Source organism: Williamsia limnetica (assembly GCF_003217475.1).
GTDB classification, from domain to species: Bacteria; Actinomycetota; Actinomycetes; order Mycobacteriales; family Mycobacteriaceae; genus Williamsia; species Williamsia limnetica.
The window spans coordinates 282,464-297,328 of sequence record NZ_QJSP01000002.1 but is presented as its reverse complement, the minus strand read 5'-3'; the positions used below and the strand labels follow the sequence as shown (position 1 = coordinate 297,328).

Here is a 14,865-nt window from a genome sequence, read left to right as displayed (position 1 = left end):
CCGATCAGGATGTCGGGCAGACCGGCCCCGTGACAACGAACAGCAGTTGAAAGCTGGGTAAAGGGGTGGCGTCGAGCACGCCGAACAATTACAAACTCGTTAATTGTGGTATCGAATTCCGTAAATCAATACCCCCTGCATCGGATTCACTGCAATCCTTGGAACCAGGTTGATTTCAATGGCTTCGAGAATGCGGAGCTGACCTGTACAGCAAGAATCTTCAATGTCGCGCGACGGAAGGACACCACCATGACCTCCACCTTCGAGATCGATTTCTTGGAAATCCTCACCTTCCTGATGGGGATGATGACGGGTTAGTCTCCCACGGCCAACGAAAATGCCCCCGGTATCACCGGGGGCATTTTCATGTCGCGAGGGTCAGAGACCGAGGGGGCCGGCCAGCGTCGGCCATGACTTGTGCAGCTGGTCTTCCCAGTAACCCCACGAGTGGGTTCCGGCGGGAGGGAAGTCGTAGGTGGCCGGGATGTTCAGTCGATTGAGGCGGTCGACGAGGAGCGCAGTGCAGATGCCGGTGGCCGCTTCGATGCCGCCGCCGAGGATGATCTGATCGGCCAGGCTCGCAGGATCCTTGGTGTAGGCCAGGCTGTCGTACGGCCCCGGGAAGCCCGTGGCGTTCGAGATGTACAGCGTTTGTCCGCGCAACTTCGGGGCATTGATGATCGCATCGTTGGCGATCCAGCCCGGGCCGCCGTACGGACCCCACATGTTGGTGGCATCGCCGCCGCCGCGCCCCTCGACGGTGATCCTGATGTAGGTCTCGCCGAGCTGACTGGCGGTCGACGCGCAGCCACTGTATGAACCGACGGACTTGTAGAGGCCCTGATGCTCGATGGCCAGGTTCAGCACCGAGGTCGCCGACGAGGAGATACCGGCGATCGAGTTGCGACCATTCGTGTCGAGCGCCTCGTCGATGATCGGTGGCAGCTCTTTACCGAGGAAGGTCGACCACTTGTTGCGACCGAGCTCCGGATCGTCTTGCTGCCAGTCGGTGTAGTAACTGAAAGCGCCGGCATTGGGCGTGATCACGTTGACGTTCTTGTTCTTGAAGAACTGGACGACATCCGTCTTGGCCTGCCAGTTGGCAGCGTCCTCGCCGCCCCCTGCGCCGTTGAGCAGGTACAGCGTGGGACGAGGGGCCGAGCGATCCTTCGGCAGTAGCACCGAGATGGGGATGTCGCGGTCCATCGACGCCGAATGCACGACCATCTCGAGTTGCTGAGGACCCGACTCGTTCACGCTGACCAGCGACGATCCGCCCGGCGAGGTGATGCCGATCTGCGGTAGTTCATCCGCCGCCGCTGGACCTGCCACCAGCAGCGTCGTGGTGGTAACCACCGACGCCACCGTCACGGCAACAGCGGCTCGGATCGTTCGGGACGGCATTCTTGCCGAGATTCGGGTCACGAAGCGAACCTTAGCGGGTATTCGTCCCCGCGAGAAAGTTTCCCGTCGTATTGAGTCCGCCCGGTATGCGGATCTGCCTCGTCGGCTCCCTGCGGTGCCGACGAAATGAATGGAAAGTGAAGATCACGAGGCCAGTGGCCGACACCCACCGTCTCGAGCACCAACTCTCCGGCCGTTCCGGCTTCGAGAATCTCGAATTGTTTCCCCAGGTGGAGCACGGGTGCCCCATCTCGTTTCTATAACCGATTAGTGCGATTGACCCGCATCAATGCGTTAGCGCGCACTGATCTACCTGCACATACGTACAAAAGGCCCATTCGAAAGTATTTTGCAAAACGGGGTGACAATTGCGCGGATAGCTGTCATGGTGGATTTGGCTCAAGTTGGTCGGGGGACTATTCAAAACATCATCCGCCCGGGCAGTGCGCCATTCCTGTAAAACAACATGAAGGAGAACATCGTGGGTTCACTCGAAGAGCTTGGTCCTTTGATCCAGATTCTCATCGGACTCCTCGGCGGCGGTAGCAGCGAGGGTGGCGGCACCACCACCTAGAAACCTCCTTCAACCCACGCCCTCGGCCTGCGCGCACGCAGACCTGGGACGTGGGTTGTTTGGTTTCGGGCCGTACGGGCGACTTCCCGTAGCCACCTCGGGCAACCACGCCGTCTCGCAGGGCAGGAGACCAAAGGACGACATGTCCATTGGTTGATCTCCGATCTCAATTGCCTCCCTTGACATTTCAATGCCCCTTCCTGGTGTTAGCTCTGCAAAAGAAATCTCTCCAAGTAGCTGACAAAGCCGGGTCTTCGATGACATCGTGTGAAAGTCAGTCCGCGTTCGGGCCCCGGCCCACGGCGTGGATGACGACCCATGGTTAGACTCGCTTATGCCTCGAAAGGGACAATCATGACCTCTTCTGAAACCGGCCTGCTCGCATTCATTCAGCTGCTGGGCGGGCTGCTCGCAGGACTTGCCGGCGGCAGCTCCAACTGAGAATTACCCGTATAAATCTTTTGTTCACACGCGTGCCCCAGGGTCACCACATCCGGCCCGGGGGCACGCGGTGATCGTTGAAAGTCGACAACGGCGACCCTTGATCGCGGTTTTATCACCGTATATGCGCACATACCGCCGGCCGCTGACAATTCTGCTGTTACTGCAGCTCATCGCGGCTGTTGCGACATTATTACTACCGAATCTCAACGGACGAATCGTCGACGAGGGCATCGCTCGCACCGATGTCGACGCTATTTACTCCATCGGCGCAATCATGCTGGCGCTTGCGGCAGTGAACCTCTGCGCTTCCGTCGGCGCCACCATCATCGGATCGTTCATCTCGACCAGCATCGGTCGCGACATCCGCAACTCCACATTCGCCCGTGTGCAGCGATTCTCTGACACCGATTTGCGAACCTTCGGAATCCCCTCACTCATCACACGCAGCACCAACGACATCAACCAGCTCCAGATGTTCGTCTTCGTCGCGACGACGATACTGGCCACCGCACCTGTGCTGGTGGTGGGCGGAACGGTGATGGCATTGGGCGAGAACATCAGGCTCGCCCCGATCATCATCGTCGTGGCCGTGGCTCTGACGGCCGTGGTGACGATCATCGTGCGCAAGCTGATCCCGTCGTACGCCCGCTTACAGTCGCTGGTCGATCGGGTCGGACAGGTCTTGCGCGAGCAGTTGACGGGCATCAAGGTCATCCGCGCGTTCGGTCGAGAGGACCTCGAGGCCACTCGTTTCGACGCTGCCAACACCGCCCTGACCGCGACGGCTCACCGCATCGGCGCGCTGTCGGCAGTGTTGCTTCCGAGCATCATCCTCATCGCCAACCTCGGTGCCGCAGCCGTGATCGCAGCAGGAGCAGTACTGGTCGACAACGGTTCGATGGAAGTCGGCGGAATCATCGCGTTCGTCGGGTACCTCACCCAGATCCTCATCGGGCTCTCCATCGTCGCCGCCATGGTCGCCCTGGTTCCGCGAGCGCAGATCAGCGCGCAACGCGTCCAGGACGTACTCAGCACGGTGCCGTCGGTCCAGGACCCGGAGGCATGCCGCACACCCTCCACGCGGACCGGTCAGGTCGAATTCGTAAAGGTCGGATTTCGATACCCGGCCGCACGCGATGCCGTGCTGGCCGATATCGACCTGACGTGTCGCCCGGGCACGTTGACGGCAATTCTCGGCGGCACCGGCGACGGTAAGAGCACGCTGCTCAACCTGATCCCCCGCTTCTGCGACGCCACCTCCGGTCAGGTGCTGGTCGACGGGGTGGATGTCCGGGACCGGTCCCGGACCGACCTCTACCGGGACATCTCGTACGTCGCCCAGGCCCCGACGCTCTTGTCCGGCACCCTCGAGTCCAACCTCCGACTCGGGCGCCCCGACGCCACCGACGACGAATTGCGGGCTGCCCTCGAGGTGGTGTCGGCGGTCGACTTCGTCTTCGCGCACGAAAAAGGCCTCGATCAACTCGTCCAACCCGGGGGCAGCAACTTCTCGGGCGGACAACGCCAACGACTTGCCCTGGCCCAGGCGATCGTTCCCGGTCCGCGACTGTTACTTCTCGACGATCCGTTCGCGGCACTGGATCCGGAAACCGAGAACCGGATCAAACATCGATTGCGGCGGGCGCTTCCCGAGACCGTCATCATTCTCACCGCCCAGCGGGTGTCGTCCACCGCCGGCGCCGACACCATCATCGTGCTCGCCGGCGGCCGGGTCGACGCCCGTGGCACGCACGACGAATTAGCGCAGAGCAGCACCACATACCGCGAAATCCTCGAGTCGCAGGCCGCTTTGCGATGAATCTGAAATGGCTGTTGAACCGGCTCACACATGAACGACGGAAACTGGCAACCGTCGGCGTACTGGCGTCCGCCGGAGTCGCCTTGCTCATCGCCGGACCGCTGCTTCTGGCCGGCATCATCAACCAGGTGTTCGCCGGGTCGATCAGCACGACGCTGCCGGACGGCCTCACCAATGCCCAAGCAGTGGCACAACTGCGGGCTGAGGGCCGGGACAGCTATGCCGATGTCGTACAAGGCGCGGGAGCCGTACCCGGAGCGGGAATAGATTTCGACGTCGTCTGGCAACTACTGGCCGTTCTGGTCACGGTGTACGTGATCGGCGCGGCGGTCAACTGGCTCCAGGCGCGAACCGTCAACAACATGACCCAGCAGGCGATGAACCGCCTGCGAACCGACATCGAAACACATATTCACCGGATGCCTGTGGCGTTTTTCGACACGTCCACTCGCGGATCAATGCTGACCAAGGTCTCCAGCGACATCGACAATGTGTCGTCCGTGTTCTCACCGCTGTTCATCAAATTGCCCGGTGCGGTGTTGACGCTGGTTGCTCTACTCGTTGTCATGCCGGTCATCTCCTGGCAGTTGACCCTGGTGGTACTCGCCTCGATTCCCGTCATCCTCGTCGCCGGTGTCCTGATGGCACAACGCGCTCGACCGCATTTCGAAGACCAATGGCAGGCCACCGAGAACCTCACCAGTCGCGTCGACGAGAGCTACGCGCAGCTGCACACGTTGCGTGTCTACGGAGCCGAGGAGCGCGCTCGGTCCGAGTTCGAGGAGATCACGGCCGACCTGGCCCGCGCGTCACGGACCGCGCAGTCCTACGCCGGTTCAATATTGCCTGTCCTGCAATCGATCACCGCCTTCAGCTACTTGACGGTGGCGATCGTCGGCGCGCTGCAGGTGTTGTCGGGAACCCTGACGGTGGGTCAGGTGCAGGCATTCGTGTCGTTCTCCCGCATGTTCAGTCAGCCCCTCAACGACCTGACCGCGATGATGAGCCAGTTACAGTCGGGGCTGGTGTCGTTGGGCCGGATCCGGGCGCTGCTCAACGAGCCCACCGAAGATGCTCCGGCCGTCGACGAGACGGTGTCGACGACGTTCGGGCGGCACTCGTTTCCGCCCGAGATCGATTTCGAGAAGGTGCGGTTCGGCTATCGCCGTTCGTCCCAGGGCGACGAGGAGATGGTCGATGTCATCCAGGACCTGACGTTGCACGTACCCTCGGGTGCGACGGTGGCCATCGTCGGCCCCACCGGCGCCGGCAAGACCACGCTCACCAATCTGCTTCTGCGCCTCTACGATCCATCGTCAGGTTCGATCAAGGTCGATGGCGATCCGATCGAATCGAAACCCCGCGTCGCGGTCCGGGGCCAGGCCGCCATCGTCACCCAGGACCGCTGGCTGTTCACCGGCACCATCGCCGACAACATCGCTTTCGGTCACCCCGGTGCCACCCGCGCCGACATCGAGGCCGCCGCCCGCGACAGCCACGTTCAGCAGTTCGTCGACACCCTGCCCGATGGCTACGACACAATCATCGGCCACGACGGCGCGAGCCTGAGCGAAGGCCAGATGCAGCTCATCACCATCGCCCGGGCAATGGTCGGCCACCCGAGAATCCTGGTGCTCGACGAGGCGACCAGCGCCGTCGACTCCCGCACCGAACTCCTCATCCAACGTGCGCTGGAGACCCTACAACAGCGCACCACCAGTATCGTTGTGGCCCATCGGCTCTCCACCATCCGCGACGCCGACATCATCGCTGTCGTCGAAGACGGCGTCGTCACCGAACAAGGCACCCACGCCGAGCTCCTCGAAACCCAGGGCCGCTACTCGATCATGTACAAATCCCAGTTCGAGTAGCTCTCGCTCACGAAACTTCGCCCTGCTCGTGAAATAACGCGAGCGCGGCAGAGTTTCGTGAGCTATCCCCAGTTTCGAACTTGTGCACAGGCTCACCCCGCGGAGGCCGAAGAGTCGCGCCGCCGTCGCGGAGGCTTGCCATGCTCGACACATGGAAGGTCTTGTCGAGGACAGTGATGGATTGGTGTGGCGGAAGGTTCTGCTATCCGTCGGGTTCGTAGATGCAGACATAGCACGCTCGGTGCGCGCGGGGCGTCTGTTGAAGGTGTGGCCGGGTGTCTATGTCGATACCACCGTGAAGCGCACGCCAGACGAGTTGCGGCGGTTACGTGTCGTCGCCGCCGCCCGTAGCTGTTCTCAGCCGTTCGTCATCGGCTACCAGTCCGCGGGCTTGATCCATTCGATACCGTTGCTCAAACCTGATCATACGAAGGTCCATCTGATCAGCGGTCGGATCGGTGGAGGCAGACTTGAGTCGAAGAGGCACATTCACGGATTTGTGTTGTCGGAAGGTGAGACCTGTGATGTCGGCGGGATGGCGGTCACCTCGGTCGCTCGTACCGCGGTGGACGTCGCCCGATCGGGGACTTTTGATCAGGCGCTGACCGCGTTCGACTCCGCTCTGCGGATGGGGTGCAACCTCCCAGAGATGAATGATGTGCTCGAGAGCATGCGTGGCAAGCATGGCTTGCAAACCGCGCAGCGCGCCTTAGTCGCGGCGGACCGATTGTCGGAAACCGTTGGCGAGTCGTGGAGTCGGGCGCAGATGCTCGCATGTTCAGACATTCCGGTGCCGGTGCTCCAGTGCAGATTCTTCGATGAGGGCGGACGGTTCGTAGCAAGGCCCGACTTCGAATGGGAAGGGCGCCTCGCCGGGGAGTTCGATGGTCTCGTCAAATACGGGGGTGGGTCAATGACGCCCGGTCTGACACCCAGTGACGTCGTCATCGCCGAGAAGATCAGGGAGGACCGGCTGCGCCAGATGGGTGTTGAGGTGGTGCGGTGGGTGTGGGCAGATCTGCAAGCGGGCAGGCTCCCGAGTATTCTGCGACGGGCGCTGGCCCGGGCTGGGCTCATCTAGCGGTCCGTGCTCATAGAACTTTGCCCTGCTCGCAATATTTCACGAGCAGGGCAAAGTTCTGCGAGCAAAAGCTCTAAGCGACGAGCTCTTTCAGCTGACGGATCTGGTCGACCTGGGTTTCATGGCCTTGCGCTGCGGAAGCGACGAGCAGGGTGGACAGGCCGACGTCTTTGAAGGCCGAGAGGCGTTCGGCGACGTAGCTCTTGGAGCCGATCAGGGACATGCCGGCGGCGAGTTCGTCCGGGATCGCGTCGGCTGCTTCGGCCTTCTGGCCGTCGAGGTAGAGGTCCTGGACCTTCTTGGCGGCTTCTTCGTAGCCGTAGCGAACGGCAAGGTCGTTGTAGAAGTTCTTGCCCCGGGCGCCCATACCGCCGATGTACAGCGCGGCGTGATGCTTGACCAGGTTCAGCGCATTGCGCTGCTCGTCCTTGTCGTCGGAGATCAGAGTTGTGGCGTGCACCGAGATGCCCAGCTTGCCGAGGGACGGATCACGCTTGGCGTTGCCCTTGTCCAGGGCCTCGCCGAACGCGGTCGCCAGGTGCTCGGGGTGGAAAAGGATCGGCTGCCATTCTTCGAACAGTTCGGCGGCGAGTTCGACGTTCTTGGGGCCGATGGCGGCCAGCAGCATCGGGATACGCTCACGCACGGGGTGATTGATGATCTTGAGCGGCTTGCCCAGACCGGTGCCGCCGTCTTCTTTGGTGAAGGGCAGTTTGTAGTACTTGCCCTGGTAGTCGGTGCGCTCCCGCCGCCACACCATCCGGCAGATCTCCGCGGTCTCGCGGGCGCGGCCGATCGGGGCGTCGTACTTGACGCCGTGGAATCCTTCGATGACCTGTGGGCCCGAGGCTCCGATGCCCAGTACAAAGCGTCCACCGGAGATGTAATCCATGCCGGCGGCGGTCATCGCGAGGTTGGTGGGCGTCCGCGAGTACATCGGCAAGATGCCGGTCGCCAGCTCCAGCTTGGAGGTCTTGGCGGCGATGTAGCCGAGCTGGCTGACGGCGTCGAAGCTGTATGCCTCGGGCACCGTGATGCGGTCGAGCCCAACATTTTCGAAATCGACCAGGTTGTTGATCGTCTCCGCGAAATCGCCCGCGTAGTTGATGGCCATGCCGATTTTCATGTGTCCTCCAGAGGTTCGCGCCAGTGCGATCGTGTATGCAAAGTGTTTCATATGCCTGCCGGCGCGGCAGCGCCCGCGTGGCCGACCGGCGGACGCCAGATGAACACTTGGTGAACAGCCCCGGCTTCGGACCCAAAACACCAGGTCACCCTGGCGATTTGCGCCATGTCCGTTTCGACAGGATCCTCAGGTGGCGCTCAGAATCTTAACCATGAGCGCAGAAATGTTGATTCTCGTGCTGCTGGTCATCACGGCACTGGGATTCGACTTCACGAATGGCTTCCACGACACCGGAAATGCGATGGCCACATCCATCGCCACCGGCGCCCTCAAGCCCAAGACCGCGGTCACCATCGCGGCACTTCTGAACCTCGTCGGAGCCTTCCTCTCGGTGGAGGTCGCAGCGACCATCACCAAAGATGTGCTGAAGATCCAGCAGACCTCGGGCGATGAGGCGGGCAGCCTCATCGGCGGCCTCGACGCCCAGAAGGCAATGATCATCATCTTCGCCGGCCTCGTCGGCGGCATCCTGTGGAACCTCTTCACCTGGCTGTTCGGCCTGCCCTCGAGCTCGTCGCACGCGCTGTTCGGCGGCCTCATCGGCGCGGGTATCGCAGCGCTCGGCACCTCGGGTGTGAACTGGGAAGGTCTCACCAAGAAGATCCTCATCCCCGGCCTGATGGCTCCGATCATCGCCTGCATCGTGGCGGCGACCGGTACGTACATCATCTACGCCCTGACCAAGAAGGTCGCCGAGAACAAGAAGGCACAGGGCTTTCGGGTCGGCCAGATCGCGTCTGCCTCACTGGTCGCACTCGCCCACGGCACCGGCGACGCCCAGAAGACGATGGGTGTGATCGCGATGGCGATGATCGCCAGCGGACACCTCAGCGCAGACAGTGTCGAACATGGCCTGCCGTTCTGGATCGTCTTCACCTGCGCCGGCGCGATCGCCCTCGGTACATACCTGGGCGGCTGGCGCATCATCCGCACCCTCGGCAAGGGCCTCGTCGAGATCGAGTCCCCGCAGGGCATGGCCGCGGAGGCGTCGTCCGCTGCGATCATCCTGACCTCCAGCGCGGCCGGCATGGCCCTGTCGACCACCCAGGTCGCCACCGGATCGATCCTCGGATCGGGCGTCGGCAAGAAGGGCGCAACCGTCCGCTGGTCGGTTGCCGGCCGGATGGCCACAGCATGGATCTTCACCCTCCCGGCCGCTGCGCTGGTGGGTGCACTGTCGTTCTTCATCGCCAACCTCACCGGTGGAGCGGCCGGCGCCATCGTGATCTTCGTGATCCTGGTCGCCGCCTCGGGCTTCATGTACTACCGCGCCCAGCTGCAGAAGGTCGACAGCAACAACGTCAACGCCGATTGGGACGAAGACACCGGAAGCGTCATCCCCGCCGACGTCGCCGCTGCATACAAAGAAAAAGAAGGGGTCTGACCCATGGAGACCGTCGAAGCGATCTTCAAAGTTCTCGTAGTCGGCCTGCTCCTCGGCGCCGGACTTCCCGCCATCTTCGCCATCGGCATCCGGCTGCACTCGGCCGGCTCCGGGGACATCTCCGCCGACGGCACCGCCACCGCGCCCAATCCAGGGCTCAAAGGTATTGCGTACCTGCTGTTTGCGATCATCGCCGCAGTCATCGTGATCGGCATCCTGTGGATAACCCGCGGCACCATCGACTACTACTTCGGCATCAACCTGTTCCCCTTTGTCGAGAGCTGACCGACAACCGCAGTATCATCGTACGAACTCGATCTGATCGCTGATGCGGCCGATCAGTGACGCCTCATAGTTGGAAGGGCGCGAAAATGGACCGTCCACAATTCCTGATGAGAGTCGTGAACTGGTTGCGCGAGGGTTATCCGAACGGGGTGCCGTCGGGCGACTACGTGCCGCTGGTCGCGCTCCTTCGTCGGCAGCTGTCAGAGGAAGAAGTCCATTCTGTTTCCCGGCAGTTGATCCACAGCGGTCAGGTGACCGACGAGGGCCCCGAGCCCATCACCTCCATCGACGCGGGCGTCCTGATCACCAAGGTCACCGACGAGCTGCCCTTCGAAGCGGACGTCGCACGGATTCGTAAGCACCTCGAGGCCAAGGGCTGGCCGTTCGACCCCCACCCCCTCGATCCACCCCCCGAGAGTCCCCCGGCGGCAGCACCAGAGTGAGCAGCAGGACGCTGCAGCCACTCCCCCTGTCGGCCGGGACCCCTGACCTGCCTGCGCTGCACCGCCTTCTCGACGGTTCGGCGAGTTTCGCGCCGGTCCCGCTGTCCGATCCGGACGAGACCGCCCGGCTGAGCAGCGCATTGGCGCTAGGCGAACCGATCGACCCCGGCATCGCGCTGGTGATCGCGACATCGGGAACCACCGGAACACCCAAAGGTGCCCAGCATTCGACGACGTCGTTGCATGCGTCGATCGACGCCACTCACGCGTACCTCGGCGGCCCTGGTGGCTGGTTGCTCGCCCTTCCGCCGCACCACATCGCGGGTCTGCAGGTGTTGCTGCGCAGTCTGCGCGCCGGCTTCGAGCCGACGACCATCGATGTCACCGGCGGGTTCGACCCCGCCGACCTCGTCCGCGCACTGGAGTCGATGTCGTCCACCCGGCGTTACACCTCCCTGGTCCCGACCCAACTGGTCAAGGTCCTCGATCATCCCGGTGCAGTGAGCGCCCTGCGGGAGGTCGATGCCGTACTGGTCGGCGGAGCCGCAACTCCGGCCCGGCTACGCGAGAGAGCCACCGCTGCAGGCATACCCATCGTCGGGACGTATGGGATGAGTGAGACCTGCGGCGGGTGTGTGTACGACGGGGTCCCGTTGCCCGGTGCGCGTATCAGGATCGATGACGGCCGTCCGGGACGGGTCATACTCGGTGGTCCGATGGTCGCGTCCGGTTACCGGGGCCTGCCCGAACATCCCGCATTCGCCGAGCCCGGATGGTTTCGCACCGACGACCTCGGAGAGCTCACGGACGACGGCATCCTCACCATCGCCGGCCGCGCCGATGAAGCGATCACCTCAGGCGGGCTGACGATCGTGCCGCAGGTGGTCGAGGCCGCCATCCTCGGCGATCCCGCGGTTAGCGACTGCGCGGTTGTCGGATTGCCTGACGAGCGTCTCGGCGAGAAAGTGGTGGCGGCAGTCGTCGCGGCATCGGACGCGGCACCGACTGCCGAATCGGTCCGGGCTGCTGTGTCCCGCCGCCTCGACCGCACCGCCGTGCCTCGTGAAGTGTTCATCGTCGACGAACTTCCCCGCCGCGGGCCAGGCAAGATCGACCGCGCCGCACTACGCACCCTGTTGAGCTGAAACCCGCGTCCTGCGTCCGGGTTGATGAGGCGGCATCCGTGCCGGCCGTAACACTTCGTCGCGAATGCGCGATCAAGAATTGCTCATGCATTAGGGTTCACAAGCAGATTGTCTGTTCTTCACGGCAGGATTACGACATGAAATGCCCGGATATCGTCCAGCCTTGGGCGAATCGATGACGCCAGATCCCAGTATGCACAGGATCGGGGTGGTCGAGGATTTCGAATCCCAGCTCAAGGGAATCGAGGCCATCATCGACGAAGCCGACGGCCTCACCCTCGTTGCAGGTGCGGCCACCGTCGACGCGTTGCTCGCGATCACCACAGACATCGATTTGGTGGTACTCGACCTCCGACTGGAAGATGGTTCGTCGCCGAAGGCCAACGCCGAGCAGTTGCATGCGCTAGGCATCAAAGTACTGGTGTTCACCACCGCCGACTATCCCGATCTGGTCCGCTCCGCGATTGGGGCCGGTGTGCTGGGTGTCGTCCGTAAATCAGCGCGCAACGTCGAACTCGTCGAAGCCATTCGCCAAGCGGCCGACGGTCACACGGTCGCCACCATGGATTGGGCCGCCGCAATCGACGCCGACCCTCACATCGGGACCGTGGATCTGAGCCCGCGACAGCGCGAGATCCTGGAGTTGTACGCCTCCGGCGAGCAAGCGGCCCGGGTCGGTCAGATCACCGGCTTGTCCACGGAGACCGTGAACGCCTACCTTTCCCGGATACGTCGCAAATACGCTGATGCGGGCCGGCCGGCACCGACCAAGACCGAACTCTACAAGCGCGCACTGGAGGATGGATGGCTGCCGATACCGCGGTTGTTCAGGCGCTGAGCGCGCAGACCTCCGACGGCAGCGCGGCCGCCAACATTCTTCGCCAGTTCTGCCGCTACCTCGCAGTGGCGTATCTGCTGAGCGCTGTCGGCCTGTCCGGAGCGGTGGCGATGTCGACCGATGTCGTCCCGGTCTGGTGGACCGTCGCCTCCATGGTCTCCATCTACGGCCCTGCCGTGGTGATGTTCGCGTCGTCGTTTCGGCGGACCGATGTCGAGTGGGTCCGGTGGGCGGCGACCTCTCTCGTCATCGGCTACGGCCTCACGATCGCGACGTGGCCGTTGGTGTGGAACGGCGATCAGCTCGACGCCGGCCACGGGATGTGGTTCTCCCAGTTCAACGGATTCGTGGCGGCCACAGCCGGATTGATCTGGCGCATGCGATGGTCATTGCCGTACCTCGCCTACGTCGTCGTCTCCGTTCAGTTCGTCAACGACGCGGTGCGGACATCGGCGTACAACAACCCGGTGATGACCGAGATCGCCTGGAGCTTTTGCCTGACGGTGATGCCCTTTGCAGTCGCGGTGGCCGCGATGCGGTCCGGTCGGGTCCTCGACGCCACCCGCACCCGATCCGTGCGAGCCGCGGCCGAGACCGCGGCGTCTGTCGCCCGGGCAAGTGAGCGGTCTCGATTCGACGCGCTGACCCATGACGGCGTCATGTCGACACTGCTCGCCGCCGCCCGACTACCGATGTCCGACGCGCTGATCCGCCAAGCCGCCGACACCGTGGACAAACTCGACGTCCTCGAGTCCGGCGCCACCGGAGCGACCGAGTTCGGCGTGGTCGCCGCGCTCACCGAGTTCCGCGGCATGGCGGCCGAAGTCGACGACGCCGTCCGTATCCGCGCATCCGTCCCACCCGACGTGGGAGACCAGCGTTATCCGGGTGATGTCGTCCGGACGATGTCCGCCGCTGCGGCCGAAGCCCTACGCAACAGTGTTCAGCACGCCGGCTCCGACGCCCGCCGGACGGTGAGGGTAGTCGCCGACAGCGACCTGTTGCAGGTCTCGGTCTCCGACGACGGGGTCGGCTTCAACCCGCGGACCGTACCGGCGAACCGCCTCGGCCTGGCCGTCAGCATCCGCGGGCGGATGGATCAACTATCGGGTGGCGCAGCCGAGATCACTTCATCGCCGAGCACGGGCACCACGGTGTCGCTGAGTTGGAAGCGACCGTGACGCCGTTCTCCGACCCCGCGGACGTCCGGGACATCCTGGGGCTGCGCACCACTGCAACTCGGGTGATCGTGGTTGCGGTCCTCGTCGCCATGGCATTCGGAGCGTCGCAGAGCGTCGACGGTATCTCCCCGGTGTGGCCGGTCGTGATCGTTGTCGGGATAATGGCGGCCGCGACGATCGCCCTGGTCGCGGTGCCGAGCGATCCGCTTCCGCTGGGGCCGGCGATTTTGATGGCCCTCGCGCCTCCCGTGTCCGCGGCCATCCTGCTGTCGGTGGTTCCGGTTCCTCTTGCCACGACAAACCAGGTGTGGATCTCCGGTTACGCGACCCTGATCTACGTCTTCATGGCATTGCGCGGCCGGATCCTGACCGCCTGGCTGAGCGTCGCAGCGTCCGCCGGCGTCCACGCATGGTGGGCGGCGGAGACCGGCCAGGAGATCTGGGCGGGCGCACAAATTCCGCTGTACAACGCCGGCGCGCTGCTGCCGGTGACCCTGATCGCGCTCGCCATACGTAAGACGACGCGCTCGATTCTGCTGATCCGAGCCCAGGCCAGGCAGCGCGCTGCCGACGCATCGATGATCACGGCCGCAGGACAGGAGCGTAATGCCCGTCTGGCCGAACTCGATGAACTGGCGCGACCACTGCTCCTGCGCATCGCAACCGGGGTGCCGCTGACGGCCGCCGAACGGCAGGACTGCGAATTGTTGGAAGCGCACCTGCGTGACCAGCTCCGCGCCGCTGCACTGGTGAGCCCGACGACCGCCGCGGCGGCGCGGGAGGCGCGCGCTCGTGGGGTCGAGGTGACCTTGATCGACGACGGCGGCCTCGACGTCGCCTATCAGGAACTCCGCAACTGGGTACACGTCGTGGTGACGGCAGCACTGGAGGACGCCCACGACGGACACGTGCGGATCCGGGTGCTCCCGGCGGGCCGGCACCACGTGGTGACCCTGTATCGGAGTGGCAGCTCGGGGACAGAGCGAATCCGCATCGAGAGGAAGGGTTTGGTCGAAAGACACTCGGACGCTGAACATCCGGGACGCAACACCCCGCACTTGATTACGCCCGCTAATCATGACCCCAGTGCTGGTGTCACCACAAAAGACGTCTATCTAAGAAGTGATCCTGAAGTGTAATTTTAAGCGTCTGGTCACGACGCGGCCGACAACTGTCGGCCTGTCTAGGAGTTGCCCGAATCAAATGACGT

Annotated in this window: 12 protein-coding genes; 10 read left to right on the top strand and 2 right to left on the bottom strand. The window is 63.4% G+C overall.

Annotated features, from left to right (window positions below):
• Positions 1–378: 378 nt before the first annotated feature.
• The gene (locus DFR67_RS04120; protein ID WP_110468140.1) at positions 379–1,404 is read right to left on the bottom strand and encodes an alpha/beta hydrolase; all 1,026 of its coding nucleotides are present in this window, start codon (positions 1,402–1,404) and stop codon (positions 379–381) included.
• 1,139 nt (positions 1,405–2,543) lie between these two features.
• On the opposite strand from DFR67_RS04120, the gene DFR67_RS04110 reads away from it, so the two are divergent.
• From DFR67_RS04110 to DFR67_RS04100, 3 genes are all read left to right on the top strand, one after another.
• A complete protein-coding gene (locus DFR67_RS04110; protein ID WP_110468138.1) occupies positions 2,544–4,241 on the top strand; it encodes an ABC transporter ATP-binding protein in 1,698 nt (565 codons plus the stop codon).
• Positions 4,238–6,112, top strand: coding sequence for an ABC transporter ATP-binding protein (locus DFR67_RS04105; protein ID WP_110468137.1), 1,875 nt, complete (start codon positions 4,238–4,240; stop codon positions 6,110–6,112). Before DFR67_RS04110 ends, DFR67_RS04105 begins: the two co-directional genes overlap by 4 nt.
• A gap of 151 nt (positions 6,113–6,263) precedes the next feature.
• Positions 6,264–7,193, top strand: a complete 930-nt coding sequence (locus DFR67_RS04100; RefSeq protein WP_110468136.1) for a hypothetical protein — start codon at positions 6,264–6,266, stop codon at positions 7,191–7,193.
• 73 nt (positions 7,194–7,266) lie between these two features.
• On the opposite strand, the gene DFR67_RS04095 is transcribed toward DFR67_RS04100, so the two are convergent.
• Positions 7,267–8,319 carry an LLM class F420-dependent oxidoreductase gene (locus DFR67_RS04095; protein ID WP_110468329.1) on the bottom strand — a complete coding sequence of 351 codons (1,053 nt, stop codon included), beginning with the start codon at positions 8,317–8,319 and terminating at the stop codon, positions 7,267–7,269.
• 211 nt (positions 8,320–8,530) lie between these two features.
• On the opposite strand from DFR67_RS04095, the gene DFR67_RS04090 reads away from it, so the two are divergent.
• The 7 genes from DFR67_RS04090 (at position 8,531) to DFR67_RS04060 (ending at position 14,794) form a co-directional block, all read left to right on the top strand.
• Positions 8,531–9,763: an inorganic phosphate transporter gene (locus DFR67_RS04090; protein WP_110468135.1), complete on the top strand. Its 1,233-nt coding sequence runs from the start codon at positions 8,531–8,533 to the stop codon at positions 9,761–9,763.
• Between the two features lie 3 nt (positions 9,764–9,766).
• Positions 9,767–10,048, top strand: a complete 282-nt coding sequence (locus DFR67_RS04085; protein ID WP_110468134.1) for a hypothetical protein — start codon at positions 9,767–9,769, stop codon at positions 10,046–10,048.
• A gap of 86 nt (positions 10,049–10,134) precedes the next feature.
• Positions 10,135–10,491 carry a DUF3349 domain-containing protein gene (locus DFR67_RS04080; RefSeq protein ID WP_110468133.1) on the top strand — a complete coding sequence of 119 codons (357 nt, stop codon included), beginning with the start codon at positions 10,135–10,137 and terminating at the stop codon, positions 10,489–10,491.
• On the top strand, positions 10,488–11,636 hold the full coding sequence (gene menE, locus DFR67_RS04075; protein ID WP_110468132.1) for an o-succinylbenzoate--CoA ligase: 1,149 nt from the start codon (positions 10,488–10,490) through the stop codon (positions 11,634–11,636). The genes DFR67_RS04080 and menE overlap by 4 nt, the downstream gene beginning before the upstream one ends.
• A 175-nt stretch (positions 11,637–11,811) precedes the next feature.
• Entirely contained in the window at positions 11,812–12,474 is a 663-nt protein-coding gene (locus DFR67_RS04070; protein ID WP_110468131.1) for a response regulator transcription factor, read from the top strand.
• A complete protein-coding gene (locus tag DFR67_RS04065; RefSeq protein WP_110468130.1) occupies positions 12,441–13,655 on the top strand; it encodes a sensor histidine kinase in 1,215 nt (404 codons plus the stop codon). Before DFR67_RS04070 ends, DFR67_RS04065 begins: the two co-directional genes overlap by 34 nt.
• Entirely contained in the window at positions 13,652–14,794 is a 1,143-nt protein-coding gene (locus DFR67_RS04060; protein ID WP_146240357.1) for a hypothetical protein, read from the top strand. The genes DFR67_RS04065 and DFR67_RS04060 overlap by 4 nt, the downstream gene beginning before the upstream one ends.
• Positions 14,795–14,865: the final 71 nt, after the last annotated feature.

What these genes read in the sequence shown, in the direction of transcription:
- DFR67_RS04120 (WP_110468140.1), bottom strand. Translation starts at nt 1,404, where the DNA reads ATGCCGTCCCGAACGATCCGAGCCGCTGTTGCCGTGACGGTGGCGTCG.
- DFR67_RS04105 (WP_110468137.1), top strand. Translation starts at nt 4,238, where the DNA reads ATGAATCTGAAATGGCTGTTGAACCGGCTCACACATGAACGACGGAAA.
- DFR67_RS04080 (WP_110468133.1), top strand. Translation starts at nt 10,135, where the DNA reads ATGGACCGTCCACAATTCCTGATGAGAGTCGTGAACTGGTTGCGCGAG.
- DFR67_RS04100 (WP_110468136.1), top strand. Translation starts at nt 6,264, where the DNA reads ATGGAAGGTCTTGTCGAGGACAGTGATGGATTGGTGTGGCGGAAGGTT.
- DFR67_RS04065 (WP_110468130.1), top strand. Translation starts at nt 12,441, where the DNA reads ATGGCTGCCGATACCGCGGTTGTTCAGGCGCTGAGCGCGCAGACCTCC.
- DFR67_RS04090 (WP_110468135.1), top strand. Translation starts at nt 8,531, where the DNA reads ATGAGCGCAGAAATGTTGATTCTCGTGCTGCTGGTCATCACGGCACTG.
- DFR67_RS04070 (WP_110468131.1), top strand. Translation starts at nt 11,812, where the DNA reads ATGACGCCAGATCCCAGTATGCACAGGATCGGGGTGGTCGAGGATTTC.
- DFR67_RS04110 (WP_110468138.1), top strand. Translation starts at nt 2,544, where the DNA reads ATGCGCACATACCGCCGGCCGCTGACAATTCTGCTGTTACTGCAGCTC.
- DFR67_RS04095 (WP_110468329.1), bottom strand. Translation starts at nt 8,319, where the DNA reads ATGAAAATCGGCATGGCCATCAACTACGCGGGCGATTTCGCGGAGACG.
- DFR67_RS04085 (WP_110468134.1), top strand. Translation starts at nt 9,767, where the DNA reads ATGGAGACCGTCGAAGCGATCTTCAAAGTTCTCGTAGTCGGCCTGCTC.